This window comes from Cytobacillus kochii, from assembly GCF_020171845.1.
In the GTDB taxonomy this organism is placed as follows: Bacteria; Bacillota; Bacilli; order Bacillales; family Cytobacillaceae; genus Cytobacillus; species Cytobacillus kochii.
Genome location: NZ_JAIVAM010000012.1, coordinates 101,975 through 115,441, shown reverse-complemented (window position 1 = coordinate 115,441; position 13,467 = coordinate 101,975). Strand labels below are relative to the sequence as shown.

Sequence of the window (13,467 nt, the reverse complement as noted above, 5' to 3'; positions counted from 1 at the left end):
AAATCCTCTCTGAGAAGCAAAGCTGAAGTGAAACTAAGCTTTGACGGCATCCAACCGATAACCTGGACGCGTATGATAGTACGTAGTGAGAGCAAATACAAACCACTACAGTTGGTTTTTTTGTTTTTTAGAGGGGATATTTTAACTCGATTCTACGTATAGGAATCGAGTTTTTTTCGTATATGAATGGATATCGAAAGGGGTCTTTATAGATGAAAGAACGAGATGTGGAAAAGGAGAGGAAGATTGCTGATTATTGGCAAGAAGCACGGATATTTCAAAAGTCCATACAGCAAAGGCAAGAGGCGCCATCCTTTGTTTTTTATGAAGGCCCGCCAACAGCAAATGGTATGCCGCATGCTGGTCATGCACTTGGTCGAACGATAAAAGATTTTGTTGCCCGTTATAAAACAATGACGGGACATCAAGTTTTAAGAAAAGCAGGGTGGGACACACATGGGCTCCCTGTAGAACTTGAAGTACAAAAGAAATTACAATTGCATAGCAAAGAGGATATTGAAGCATTTGGTGTAGAAGCATTTATCGCAGAGTGTAAGAAAAGTGTATTCACATATGAAAAAGAATGGCGACAGTTTACTGAGCTATTGGGCTATTGGGTGGATATGGATAACCCTTATATCACGCTCGATAATGAGTATATTGAATCAGTTTGGCATATATTGTCACACATTCATCAAGGTGGGCGTTTATATAAAGGACATCGAGTTGTCCCGTATTGTCCTCATTGTGAAACGTCCCTAAGCTCGCATGAAGTCGCACAAGGATATAAAGATGTGCATGATCTTTCAGCAACAGTTAAATTTAAAGTGGCTGAAAATGAATACTTACTTTGTTGGACAACAACGCCTTGGACGTTACCTGGAAATGTAGCTGTAGCGGTAAACCCTAAGCTACGTTATGTGAAAGTCGAGCAAAATAATGAACGATTGATTGTTGCAGAAAGCTTGGTTTCAACTGTACTTAAAGAAGGTTACAAAGTTATCGAGTTTGTACGAGGTGAAGAATTAATAGGTATGAAGTATGTAGCACCATTTTCATTTGTTCCGCTCAACAAGGGGCATATGGTGATTGCTGCGGATTTCGTAAAGGATGATGCAGGAACTGGGTTAGTCCATATTGCCCCTGCACATGGTGAAGATGATTATCAAGCTGTAAAAGAAAATGGATTAGATTTTCTTCAAGTTGTGAATGAGAAAGGGAGATATGTGCAACAAGTTGCCCCGCTTGCAAATAAGAGAGTGAAAGAAAGTGATGTAACAATCATTCAAATGTTAGCACAGCAAAATCTACTTTATAGCAAGAGGAAGTATGAGCACAGTTATCCGTATTGCTGGAGGTGTGACAATCCACTGATTTATTATGCGATGGAAGGATGGTTCATTCGAACAACTGATGTCAAAGAAAAAATGATAGACAATAATCAAATGGTTGAGTGGTACCCAACGCATATGAAGAATGGTCGATTCGGTCACTTTCTTGACCAACTTGTTGATTGGAATATTGGAAGAAATCGTTTTTGGGGAACGCCGTTAAATGTATGGACTTGTCAAACATGCGGATTAGAAATTGCCCCAGGTTCCATTGCACAATTAAAAGAAAGAGCGATTGAAAAAGTAAATGATCGCATCGATCTGCACAAACCTTATGTTGATCGCATTCATTTGAGATGTTCTTGTGGTGGTGAAATGAAGCGAGAGAAAGAGGTCATTGATGTATGGTTTGATAGTGGTTCAATGCCATATGCTCAATATCATTATCCTTTCGAACAGACAACGCCATTTAAAGAACAATTTCCCGCCGATATTGTAATAGAGGGAGTAGATCAAACGAGAGGATGGTTCTACAGTTTACTAGCCGTATCCACCCTTTACAAAGGTGTTGCACCTTATAAAAATGTCTTATCTCTTGGCCATATATTAGATGAGCAAGGACAAAAAATGTCTAAGAGCAAAGGGAATGCTCTAAATCCTACATCGTTGATTGAAGAGTTTGGCGCAGATGCATTAAGATGGGCTCTTCTTAGTGATAGTGCCCCTTGGAATAATAAGCGATTTTCTAAAAAGACTGTTCAACAAGCAAAATCAAAAATAGTCGATACGTTGAGGAATGTTTTTTCCTTCTATGATATGTATGCAAAGATAGATGGCTTTGATTTCAGGCAACATCGAGTCAAGGAATTTGCACTCATTGACCAATGGATACTTTCTAGATTGCATCATACGATTGCGGAGGTAAGAGAAGGGTTAGAGCGTTATGACTTTTTTAAAAGTGCTAAATTACTGGCAGAATTTTTGGATGATGTGAGTAATTGGTATGTAAGACGATCCCGGCAAAGATTCTGGAAGGAAGGGTTAGATCACGACAAAAGGGCAGCGTATACAACTCTATACGAAGTACTTCTGCAATCAACACGATTATTTGCACCATTTATGCCGTTCGTCACTGATGAGATTCACCTACAATTAGTCGGCAGTAGCGTTCATCTAACTGACTACCCTAAGCAAGAGAAAAAGAAGACTAACATCCAATTAGAATCCGAAATGAAAGCTATTCGACAAATTGTTGAACTCACTAGATCAATCAGGATGTCAGCAAATATCAAAACAAAGCAACCACTTCAAACATTAATCGTAAGTGTTGTTAATGGGAAGGTTAATTTGTCATCCTATGAACAGATCATAAAAGATGAAACAAATGTAAAAGACATTGTTTATGAAAAATATGTAAATAATTTTATGATGATTGAGTTAAAAGTTAATTACGCTATTGCCGGCAAAAAGTTCGGTAAAAGAGTAAAAATGATTGAGCAGGTAATAAAAGGATTAACTGCCCATGAAAAAGATAGGTTACTGACGGATGGAATAGTAAATATAGAAAAAGATGGAGAAATGCTCTTTTTAGAAAATGAGGATGTGTTAGTAGAGAAAAAAGCAAAACACCCATACAGGTTTGCGGAAGGAAAAGATTGTACAGTCCTACTGGATATCGGATTAACAGAAGAGCTTTTGCAGGAAGGGTTAGTGAGGGAAGTAATTAGAGAAGTGCAAAACACTCGAAAAAAGAAAGGGTTAGCGGTTGAATTACGTATTCATCTAACAATGTTTGGCAATGAAAGGGTTTTAAGTGTATTAGAGAAGTTTTCAGCGCTTTTACAAGAATCATTACTTGTCCAGACAATTACATTAGCAGAAGTTGAAGAAATGACAAATCTTGATGTAGATGGAGAAACAATCAAAGTCAAAATAGACCATTAAACAATGAAAAATCACAGCCAATGGCGGATGGCTGTGATTTTTACTGGGGGATATGTTGTTTAACCATTCATCACGTATCCATGTCCCTACAAAAAGTGTAATGGTAACCTTTTAGTATAGGCTTTGATTAATAAGCTATTAAAGTTTCGTCTGATGAGAATGCGACTGAATTTGAATAGTGGATGAATGATATTTCAACAATAAGTATTTGATGTAGGCTTGTAGGTTAAATTCATTATTCTTAACAAAATACGAAAAGTTAGTTCTTTTCAAGCTTAATCACAACCTTTTATATGTACTAAATAAAATGATCACCATTGAATATACCGGCCCCACCTTCGCCAAGTACGTTGATAGCCACACTTGCTATCCGCCTAATACTTAGTATATATGAAAACGCTTACATAAACAATAAAAAATTTTCTCTTTATTTCGACAAAAAAATAAGTAAAATGAGCATACTTTATTGGAGGATTATAAGCTATAATTGCTTAGGTAGTCGAAATATAATATATTCATTTTTTTGAGGAAGAAGGTTAAACATGCAATCGTTAGGAGGCAAGCTTTGGACCAGACAGTATATCATGGCCCTTATGCTTACTTTTTTATTTTTTTTAAGTTTACAATCCTTGTTAGGGGGATTTCCAATCTATGTTACTACATTAAGTAATAACCCGACATATGGAGGGTTAATGACAACAGCATTTATGATTGCTGCTGTTATATCTAGGCTTTTCTTAGGCTTATGCTTACGGTATTTGAATCAAAAAGCGTTATTAATTCTATCTTTAATAGGTATGTTGTTGTTTATTTTTGTGACAACATTCACAAATTCTATCGTTCTATTCACTATCCTTCGCATACTACAAGGAATTGCTTTCGGTTTTATTACTACTTTATTAGCAACAATAACCACAAATTTAATTCCTGACCACCGTTTAGGTGAAGGAATCGGTTATTTTGGCTTAGCTACTAGTGTAGGTACAACAAGCGGACCTTTTTTGGCTATTTCAATGATTAATGTTTATTCATTTGAATCCGTTTTGTACTTTTCTCTTATTCTTATTATAGTGATTACAATTGGTAGTCTTGCGCTTAAAACTTCTCAAAACATAAATCAGCAGGCAGTTAGTAAATTGTCAATTGTTGCATCTGCTTTTGATTCACGCGCTTTTTTACCATGCTTTTTAGTATTATTATTTTATTTTACGTTTGCTGGAGTGGTGAATTTTATTGAAGGCTTAGGAAGTTCTATTGGAGTTGGGGAACAAACCTCTTTATTCTTTCTCATCTTAGTGGCGATGCTCATTATCATTCGCCCATTTTCAGGGAAAATTTTCGATCGCTTTGGACATGCTTATTTAATATATAGCGCAACAATTGCAGCATTTATCGGGTTGTTACTGATTGCATTTGCTAAAGGTGTTTCAACATTATTTATTGCCGCTGTTTTTTATGGCATTGCATATGGTGTCATGCAACCGACATTCCAAGCTTGGGCTGTTAGACTCGTACCAAAAGAAAAAAGAGCGACGGCTAACGCCATGAGCTTAAGTTTTATGGATATGGGTTTAGCAATGGGTGCACTACTGCTTGGTATCGCTGCAAACGAAAAGGGATACGGTTTTATGTACATCCTATCTTCTTTACTAGCCGTCCTTATCTTTCTGCTCTATTTTGTTGCTCATATAAGAAGAAAAACCAAATTAACGCCATTGCCATCTCATAACAGAAAAGCTTCGTAAATGGATAATGTCTTGGTATTCTTTGTCATTGCTTTCTTTCTTATCATGTTTCTTATCCATATTTTTTGGGGAAAGTAACGTCATAATCTTCTATAGGCTGAAAGGATAATGACAATGAACTTAAAAGCTGGTAAATTATTTTGGCCAATGACAATGAACGACGTGAAAAAGTATGGCTGCTTGCAGGAGAATAAGAACTGTGATGTGTGTATTATTGGCAGCGGTTCGAGTGGAGCTTTTCTTGCTTACCATTTAGCGAAAGAAAACATTAGAACGATCGTCATTGATAAACGAAAAATCGGTATGGGTTGTTCCTCTGCAAATACTGGTTTACTACAATATAGTAATGATAAATCATTTACATCTTATATTAACTCTTTTGGCTTAAGTAAAGCGAAAAAGCATTTACAAAACTGCTTTGAATCAATATCTCATTATGAAACCAACATTCTGCCAACTTTAGAGGATAATCCAGATTTTTTTAAAAGAAAAAGCTTATATTTTGCATCTAAAAGAGAAGATATGAAAATGCTGAAAAAAGAGTTTGCCAATTTACAAGCTCATCAGTTTCCTGTGCGTTTTTTATCAAGGAGAGATATGAGAGATTGTTGGTCCTTTGAAAAAGAAGGTGCCATTGTTACTGAAGGAGATGCTGAGATTAATATATTTAAAAATATTCACTATTTACTAAGTGCGGCTAGTAAAAAAGGAGTAGAGATTTTTGAAGAAAGTGAAATTGTGGGCCAAAAATGGGGAAAAGATACGGTCAAATTATATACTGATAATAAAAGCGTTATTGAAACGAAATATGTAATTTATGCTACAGGGTATGAAGCTCAGATGGATATAGCTGAAAAAAATGCAATGATTGTGAGCACATATGCTTTAGCTACTAACCCAGTTGATTATCAATGGCCAGAAGATATGTTCATTTGGGAAACTGCCAGACCCTATTTGTATTTACGCCGTACATTAGATAAAAGAATCATTATTGGAGGCCTTGATGAGTCAACTTCAGACTCTAGAAAAAGAGATAGGATGTTAGTTCAGAAAAGGGATCAATTATTAAAACAATTACTTTTGTTGTTTCCCATGTTAAAGGACAAGTTAGAACCTGCCTATTACTGGACAGGCTTTTTTGGAGAGACTCATAATGGCTTACCAATGATCAAACAACATCCGAATTACTCAAACGGGTATTATCTTCTCACATATGGCGGCAATGGCACGGTATACAGTATGATTCTATCGGATTTAATGAAGAAATTTATTGCCAATGGAGACTCAAAGGGTATGGAACTATACTATCATTAGAGCGATATAGTGAGAAAGTTCACACAGTTTGTTTAATAATAGGATTGATTGTAATCACCCTTATCGTTTTGTATAATCACAGATGAGGGTTATTCTATTCTTGACTAAAGTATCAGTCAAGGAAAAATGAAAGACGAAAGGACCAATTAAATGAGTAAACAACAAATAGGTGTTATTGGATTAGCAGTAATGGGGAAAAACCTTGCTTTGAATATAGAAAGTCGTGGCTTCTCAGTAGCTGTTTTTAACCGTTCTTATGAAAAAACAGAAGCATTCTTACAAAATGAAGCAAAGGACAAGAACTTTACTGGCGCTGAAACTATTGAAGATTTTGTTCAATCATTGGAAACACCAAGAAAAATCTTGTTAATGGTTAAAGCGGGTGCAGCGACAGATGCGACAATTGAATCGCTAAAGCCATATCTTGAAAAAGGCGATATCTTAATTGACGGTGGTAATACATATTTTGAAGATACCATCCGCCGTAATCAAGAATTAGCAGAAGAAGGCTATCATTTTATTGGTACAGGCGTTTCTGGTGGTGAAGAGGGAGCTTTAAAAGGACCTTCAATCATGCCAGGTGGTAAGAAGGAAGCATTTGACCTTGTACAACCGATTTTTGAAGCTATTTCTGCTAAAGTAAATGGCGATCCTTGCTGTACATACATTGGTCCAAACGGGGCTGGTCATTATGTGAAAATGGTTCATAATGGGATTGAATATGGTGATATGCAGTTGATTTCTGAAGCTTATTTTATTCTCAAACATGTACTTGGTTTAGAAGCGAATGAACTTCATGAGACATTTGCAGAATGGAACAAGGGTGAGTTAGATAGCTATTTAATTGAAATTACAGCTGATATCTTTACAAAAGTAGATGACGAAACTGGCAAACCACTTGTTGATGTGATTCTCGATAAAGCGGGACAAAAAGGGACAGGTAAATGGACAAGTCAAAATGCTTTAGATCTTGGGGTGCCTCTTCCGATTATTACAGAATCTGTATTTGCAAGGTTCATTTCCGCAATGAAGGAAGAAAGAGTTCATGCGAGCAAGATTCTTGCAGGACCTAAAGAGGACACCTATAGTGGAGACCGTACGGAGTTAATAGAAGCTGTTAGACAAGCATTGTATATGAGTAAAATTGTCTCTTATGCACAAGGGTTTGCTCAAATGCGCGCAATGTCTGATGAACAGAATTGGGATTTGAAATATGGCGATATTGCTATGATTTTCCGCGGAGGTTGTATCATTCGTGCCCAATTCTTACAAAAAATTAAAGATGCTTATGATCGTGAACCAGCATTAGCAAATTTATTATTGGATCCTTATTTTAAGGAAATCGTTGAAAGCTACCAGTCTTCATTAAGAAAAGTTCTTTCTATTGCTATTGAACAAGGTATTCCTGTACCTGCATTCTCGAGTGCTATTGCTTATTTTGATAGCTATAGAACGGCAACATTACCAGCTAATCTACTGCAAGCACAAAGAGACTATTTTGGAGCACATACGTATCAGCGAGTAGATAAAGAAGGAACGTATCATACTAATTGGATGGAAAAGTAAAGAATGAAACTAGAAACGATTACCAGCTTTAGTATGGTATAATGTTAAAGGAAGCTAGAAAGGGAGGTATTTTACAATGAAATTTTTCATTGATACAGCAAATTTAGATGAAATTAAACAAGCATACAAGTTAGGTGTCCTTTCAGGCGTAACAACTAACCCTTCACTTGTAGCTAAAGAAGGCATTAAGTTTGAAACAAGAATTGAGGAAATCCTTCAAACTGTACCAGAATTAGAATCAGTATCTGCTGAGGTCACTCCTTCTGCAGAAACAGCTGAACAAATGATTGCAGAGGCTGAGGAACTGATTAAGATAAATAATGGTGATAAGAACATTACTATTAAAGTGCCAATGACAATGGCAGGCCTTGAAGCAACAAGATATTTATCCAAAAAAGGTGTTAAAACAAACGTCACATTAATCTTTACTGTGAACCAAGCATTACTTGCTGCAAGAGCTGGTGCTACTTATGTTTCACCATTCTTAGGCAGACTTGATGATATCTCAGAAGACGGGATTAACCTCGTTGCTAAAATAGCTGAGTTATTCCGTATTCATCAAATAGATGCTCAAATTATCGCTGCATCTGTTAGACATCCGGATCATGTCACAAGAGCTGCATTAGCAGGTGCTCATATTGCGACAATTCCGTACAAAGTAATTGAGCAGTTAACGAAGCATCCATTGACAGATCAAGGGATGGAGAAGTTCGCTGCTGATTGGAAAACAGTATAAGCTTTTTTAAACCCTCTCCTTCATTTTTAGGAGAGGGCTTTTTGATTAGTCTGTTGTTCTATACGAATTAGAAAATTATTGATTTTGCGTGCCAACAATCTTGTGAGGAGAATGGGTTACATAGTAATTAGAGCAGAACTAAAAAGAGTATGTGCGCAAGCTTCGATAATGAAATGGGAATATATAGCTGAAAAACATCCTTTTCTCTGTCCATTCACCCTTTCAGGTAAAAGGCAATGGCAGAAAATTTATACATAACTCTTGCCAAATAATTAAAGATACTCAACATTCGACTTGTGTTCTCCAGTAGAAGTTTGGTTATTCGACTTGTTCGTCCTCTGTATGCTTTTCTCTTTCTTGAATAGTCACCCAATCATTGAAACGACCACTTCCTTCGCATCCTGGACAAAAGAGTGTATCAGAATGTAGGGAGTACATAAGGCTAGGATATAATAAAAAGCCTTGTCCGTAGCATTCTGGGCATCTATTACTTCGTTTCATCTTTTCTAAATGTTTATGTTCTCGCGCATTTTTCCATTGATTAAAAGATTTACCTAGACTCATCGGCTTCACCTCTGATCATCGCTTTTTAATGAAGCGATAAATTGTCGTGATGCTAGACAAACTACTGTTAAACTTCATGCTTCAATTATGAAAGGACTTGAATATACCCGTACATCTTATAGCGAGCAAAAGTTTTTAACCATTTCTGTTAATTATTATATTAAAAAGAATTATTTTTGCTCATACTTTATGAGAGGAAATGAAAAATATTTTGTTAGATTAACGAAACTTTCGGGTGGCGAATCTATTTGGTATAATAGAAGAGTATAATAGGTTCAATTCATTTAAAGGAGTCTTGTCAATGGAAGTATTAAATCAGTTGTTATCCACCTATGCATCATTTTTTGATTGGTCAATGTGGAAAGAGGTTCTTACAGATCCTGTTTCTTGGGGATATATAGGTACACTCATTGTCCTAGAAGGTCTATTATCAGCTGATAATGCATTAGTATTAGCCGTTATGGTTAAGCATTTGCCGAAGGAGCAGCAAAAAAAAGCACTTACTTATGGCTTAATTGGCGCTTATTTTTTCAGATTTCTCTTTATCGGTTTAGGTATGTGGCTGATTAAATTTTGGTGGATTAAAGTACTAGGAGCCGCTTATTTAGCTTACTTAGTGATTAAACAATTTTGGCTTAAAACCCCTGAAGAAGATATTGACGGAGTAAAGAAAGACGGTTGGATGATTCGTACTTTTGGTGTTTTTTGGGGAACGGTTATTTCAGTAGAGTTAATGGATTTAGCTTTTTCTGTAGATAGTATATTGGCTGCCTTTGCTGTTTCAGATAAAGTATGGATTTTGTTAATTGGAGGTATGCTGGGTATTTTAATGATGCGTACAGTAGCTAAGTTATTTTTAGTGCTAATTGATAAGATTCCTGAGTTAGAGACAACAGCTTTTATTCTTATTGGAATCATTGCAATTAAAATGTTATTAAGTGTGTTCCATATAGAGATTGGACATCTATTATTTTTTAGTATTATCATTGCAGCCTTCGTTATCACATTTTTTGTTCATATTTATCATAATAAACAAGGTGGACATGATCACGTGGCATAAGAAAAAGGCTAAGTTTCCAAAAGGAAAACTTAGCCTTTTTGCTTGTCTTATTTATTAAGAATAGTTTCTTCCACATCTTCAATGATTTGTGTATTCGCTATTGTTCCAGTGTATAACCACCCTGTGTCTCTAGAGAATTCATACACATTCTCATTTTTCACTGCCGGAATATTTGCCCATAATGGATCAGATAAGACTTCTGCACCTTCACCATCGCTATTAATAAAGAATAGGTGGTCAACATCCATATCTGCTAATTTTTCTAATGAAATCGCAGACCAGTTTCCAGTAGCATCTGCTGAAATTTCTTCAACGACAGAAGGAACGGCCATACCTAAATCATTATAAATTACATCACCTGCAGAAAGATCCTTACTTACGACAAATAAACTGTTATTCACTAACCAAATAGCTGCAGCAGATTCACCAGCATGATCTTTTTGTAGCTCCTCTTCAACTTGTGCTGCTTTATCTTCGTACTCTTTAAGAACTTCAGTTGCCTTATCTTCTTTACCGAAGATTTCACCAACTGTTTCAAGTTCTGTACGCCAATCACTATTTTCTTCTTCACCAATCACGTAAGTTGGAGCAATTTTCGCATATTGATCATATTTACCACCTTCAACCATACCTGCTCCATCCATAATTATTAAATCTGGATTTTGACTAGATACAGCTTCTAAAGGTAAATCATGAGCAATTGTAGGTACATCTTTTAAATATTCTTGAAGGTATTCTTGTTTGCCGTTAGCAACTGACCATTGTACAATAGGTGTAATGCCTAAAGAGACAAGATGATCTTCTAAGTATGTAGCAACTACTCGTTCAGGATTAGCAGGAATTGTTACTTCGTTTCCTAATGCATCAGTTAATACACGATCCTCGGTTTGCTCAGCTGCTTGGTTTGAGTCATTGTTACTATTTTCAGCATCCTCATTACCACAACCAAAAAGGGCAAGAGATGTTGTAATTGTAGCAATTAATAATAAGTTTTTTTTCTTGTGAGATAAAAACAAGATGTTAACCTCCTAAATGAACTATGATATAATTAGCCTATGCAAATGATAACAATTATCACTATCGATTACAAGATATTTCTTGCACAACTTGATGAAAGAGAGATACATAATGGCTTTACTTAATGGAACAAATACGAGTAGAAATCGTTTTTTTGCGATTATGATCGTCACATTTGGTACAATCATCCTTTGTTTATCGATGGCTGTTTCCATTGCTTTTGGTGCAGTGAATATTAATCTTTCAACTGTATGGGAAAGTGTTGTATCATATGACCCATCTAAAACGACGCATCAAATTATTATTAATTTAAGGATGCCTCGAGTAGTGGCAGCAGCACTAGTTGGATCTGCACTTGCCATTGCCGGAGCAATTATGCAAGGGATGACAAGAAACCCACTAGCTTCACCATCCATTATGGGGGTTACCTCTGGGGCTACATTTGCTATTGCAATGGCTTTAGCCTTTTTTACCTCTTTAAGTCCGATTGGAACCATGTTTGCTGCTTTTATCGGTGCAAGCATTGGAGCAGGGCTTGTTTTTGGTATCGGAATGCTATCACGAAATGGGCTGACTCCTGTTAAACTGGCTCTTGCCGGTTCCGCTATTACGGCTCTTTTAAGTTCTATCTCATCTGCAATTGCCATTCACTTTAATGTCGCAAAAGATTTAAGCTTTTGGTATGCAGGTGGTGTGGCTGGTATCCAGTGGGAAAGTGTTGGCCCTGCTATTCCTGTTTTTATTATAAGTATTATCCTAGCAATTATGATTAGCAGTTCCATTACTGTTTTAAGTATGGGTGAAGATGTTGCTATCGGACTAGGGCAAAAGACAGGCTTGATCCGTACAATTGGTTTTTTAGTTGTTTTGCTCTTAACTGGAGCAGCAGTTTCTATATCGGGTACGATTGGATTTGTGGGTCTCGTGATCCCACATATGATTAGGTTTTTAGTTGGAACAGATTACCGCTTAATCATTCCTTGCTCAGCAGTATTAGGTGGTCTACTACTTGTGTTAGCGGATATTGGTGCGAGAATGATTAATCCTCCTTTTGAAACACCAGTTGGTGCTATCATGGCATTGATCGGTGTACCTTTCTTTCTTTATTTAGCAAGAAGGGAGGGTGGAAGATAATGATGTATAAATCTAGAAAACAAAAATGGAAAGTGGTTGTATTCTTTCTAACGATATTATTAGCTTTACTATTCATTGCTAGTTTGAGCTTTGGAGCCAGTTTTATTTCACCCGTTGCTATTTTCAACAGTGTATTATCTTCTACACCTGGTCAATATGATTTAGTCCTTTTCGAATTTCGTTTACCAAGGATTGTTCTAGCCATTTTAATTGGTATTGGCATGGCAGTTTCTGGTGCGATATTACAAAGTGCGACTCAAAACGGTCTAGCTGATCCGGGGATATTAGGAATTAATAGTGGTGCTGGATTTGCTGTAATTTTGTACATCTTTTTTACACAAGGTATTAGATTTGAATCTGAGTTATTACAACTGTATATTCTGCCTATATTTGCATTATGTGGGGCGCTGCTTGCAGCATTTTTGATTTATATTTTCTCGTGGAAAAAGTCTTCTGGTGTTACACCTATTAGGTTAATCTTAGTAGGTATAGGTATTAATGCGGCTTTTTCTGCTTTAATTATTATCCTCCAATTAAAAATGGACCCCCGTTCTTTTACACAAGCAACTGTTTGGTTATCGGGTAATATTTCTGGGGTGAGTTGGAGTTATACTTATGCTCTTTTACCATGGTTAATTGTGCTGTTACCCATTGTGTTATTCAAGGCAAGGTATTTAAATGTTCTCACACTAGGGGATGCGATGTCTACTGGCTTAGGTGTCAATGTCAATCGTCAAAGAAAATGGTTATTATTACTTGCTGTTGGACTAGCTGGTTCTTGTGTGGCTGTTGGTGGTGGCATTTCATTCTTAGGTCTAGTGGCTCCTCAACTAGCAAAAAAACTCGTAGGGCCAAGAAACGAAATTTTATTACCTGTTTCAGCGTTAGTCGGTGCGGTGTTACTACTCTTTTCAGATCTTGTTTCACGTACCATTTTAGCACCTTCAGAAATTCCAATTGGCTTAGTCGTTTCTGCAATTGGCGCACCTTACTTTATTTATTTATTAATTAAAAGCTAAATCGACCATACTATCGTTAACAATAGAAGAAGGGTAT

Annotated in this window: 10 protein-coding genes; 8 read left to right on the top strand and 2 right to left on the bottom strand. The window is 36.4% G+C overall.

From position 1 onward, the window contains the following. Positions 1 to 212 precede the first annotated feature (212 nt). The 5 genes from ileS (at position 213) to fsa (ending at position 8,636) form a co-directional block, all read left to right on the top strand. A complete protein-coding gene (gene ileS, locus LCM23_RS19465) occupies positions 213 to 3,275 on the top strand; it encodes an isoleucine--tRNA ligase (RefSeq protein WP_224938418.1) in 3,063 nt (1,020 codons plus the stop codon). A 542-nt stretch (positions 3,276 to 3,817) separates the two neighbouring features. Continuing rightward, on the top strand, positions 3,818 to 5,020 hold the full coding sequence (locus LCM23_RS19460; RefSeq protein WP_224938417.1) for an MFS transporter: 1,203 nt from the start codon (positions 3,818 to 3,820) through the stop codon (positions 5,018 to 5,020). Between the two features lie 114 nt (positions 5,021 to 5,134). Continuing rightward, positions 5,135 to 6,334: an NAD(P)/FAD-dependent oxidoreductase gene (locus LCM23_RS19455; protein ID WP_224938416.1), complete on the top strand. Its 1,200-nt coding sequence runs from the start codon at positions 5,135 to 5,137 to the stop codon at positions 6,332 to 6,334. Between the two features lie 150 nt (positions 6,335 to 6,484). Continuing rightward, entirely contained in the window at positions 6,485 to 7,900 is a 1,416-nt protein-coding gene (gndA, locus tag LCM23_RS19450) for an NADP-dependent phosphogluconate dehydrogenase (protein WP_224938415.1), read from the top strand. Positions 7,901 to 7,976: 76 nt separating this feature from the next. Next, positions 7,977 to 8,636: a fructose-6-phosphate aldolase gene (gene fsa / locus LCM23_RS19445; RefSeq protein WP_224938414.1), complete on the top strand. Its 660-nt coding sequence runs from the start codon at positions 7,977 to 7,979 to the stop codon at positions 8,634 to 8,636. Between the two features lie 318 nt (positions 8,637 to 8,954). Here fsa and LCM23_RS19440 read toward each other — a convergent pair whose 3' ends face one another. Next, positions 8,955 to 9,200, bottom strand: a complete 246-nt coding sequence (locus tag LCM23_RS19440; protein ID WP_095373030.1) for a methionine aminopeptidase — start codon at positions 9,198 to 9,200, stop codon at positions 8,955 to 8,957. 301 nt (positions 9,201 to 9,501) lie between these two features. On the opposite strand from LCM23_RS19440, the gene LCM23_RS19435 reads away from it, so the two are divergent. Continuing rightward, positions 9,502 to 10,260, top strand: a complete 759-nt coding sequence (locus LCM23_RS19435; protein ID WP_224938413.1) for a TerC family protein — start codon at positions 9,502 to 9,504, stop codon at positions 10,258 to 10,260. Positions 10,261 to 10,307: 47 nt separating this feature from the next. Here the strand turns inward: LCM23_RS19435 and LCM23_RS19430 are convergent, their stop codons facing one another. Continuing rightward, the gene (locus LCM23_RS19430) at positions 10,308 to 11,276 is read right to left on the bottom strand and encodes an ABC transporter substrate-binding protein (RefSeq protein ID WP_224938412.1); all 969 of its coding nucleotides are present in this window, start codon (positions 11,274 to 11,276) and stop codon (positions 10,308 to 10,310) included. 112 nt (positions 11,277 to 11,388) lie between these two features. Here LCM23_RS19430 and LCM23_RS19425 point away from each other — a divergent pair, with 112 nt between their 5' ends. Further along, on the top strand, positions 11,389 to 12,411 hold the full coding sequence (locus LCM23_RS19425) for a FecCD family ABC transporter permease (RefSeq protein ID WP_224938411.1): 1,023 nt from the start codon (positions 11,389 to 11,391) through the stop codon (positions 12,409 to 12,411). A 2-nt stretch (positions 12,412 to 12,413) separates the two neighbouring features. Next, positions 12,414 to 13,430, top strand: a complete 1,017-nt coding sequence (locus tag LCM23_RS19420; RefSeq protein ID WP_404826629.1) for a FecCD family ABC transporter permease — start codon at positions 12,414 to 12,416, stop codon at positions 13,428 to 13,430. The last annotated feature ends 37 nt before the right edge of the window (positions 13,431 to 13,467 follow it).

Excerpts from the sequence above, each read along its gene's own strand:
- ileS (WP_224938418.1), top strand. The coding sequence starts at position 213 with ATGAAAGAACGAGATGTGGAAAAGGAGAGGAAGATTGCTGATTATTGG.
- LCM23_RS19460 (WP_224938417.1), top strand. The coding sequence starts at position 3,818 with ATGCAATCGTTAGGAGGCAAGCTTTGGACCAGACAGTATATCATGGCC.
- LCM23_RS19455 (WP_224938416.1), top strand. The coding sequence starts at position 5,135 with ATGAACTTAAAAGCTGGTAAATTATTTTGGCCAATGACAATGAACGAC.
- gndA (WP_224938415.1), top strand. The coding sequence starts at position 6,485 with ATGAGTAAACAACAAATAGGTGTTATTGGATTAGCAGTAATGGGGAAA.
- fsa (WP_224938414.1), top strand. The coding sequence starts at position 7,977 with ATGAAATTTTTCATTGATACAGCAAATTTAGATGAAATTAAACAAGCA.
- LCM23_RS19440 (WP_095373030.1), bottom strand. The coding sequence starts at position 9,200 with ATGAGTCTAGGTAAATCTTTTAATCAATGGAAAAATGCGCGAGAACAT.
- LCM23_RS19435 (WP_224938413.1), top strand. The coding sequence starts at position 9,502 with ATGGAAGTATTAAATCAGTTGTTATCCACCTATGCATCATTTTTTGAT.
- LCM23_RS19425 (WP_224938411.1), top strand. The coding sequence starts at position 11,389 with ATGGCTTTACTTAATGGAACAAATACGAGTAGAAATCGTTTTTTTGCG.
- LCM23_RS19420 (WP_404826629.1), top strand. The coding sequence starts at position 12,414 with ATGTATAAATCTAGAAAACAAAAATGGAAAGTGGTTGTATTCTTTCTA.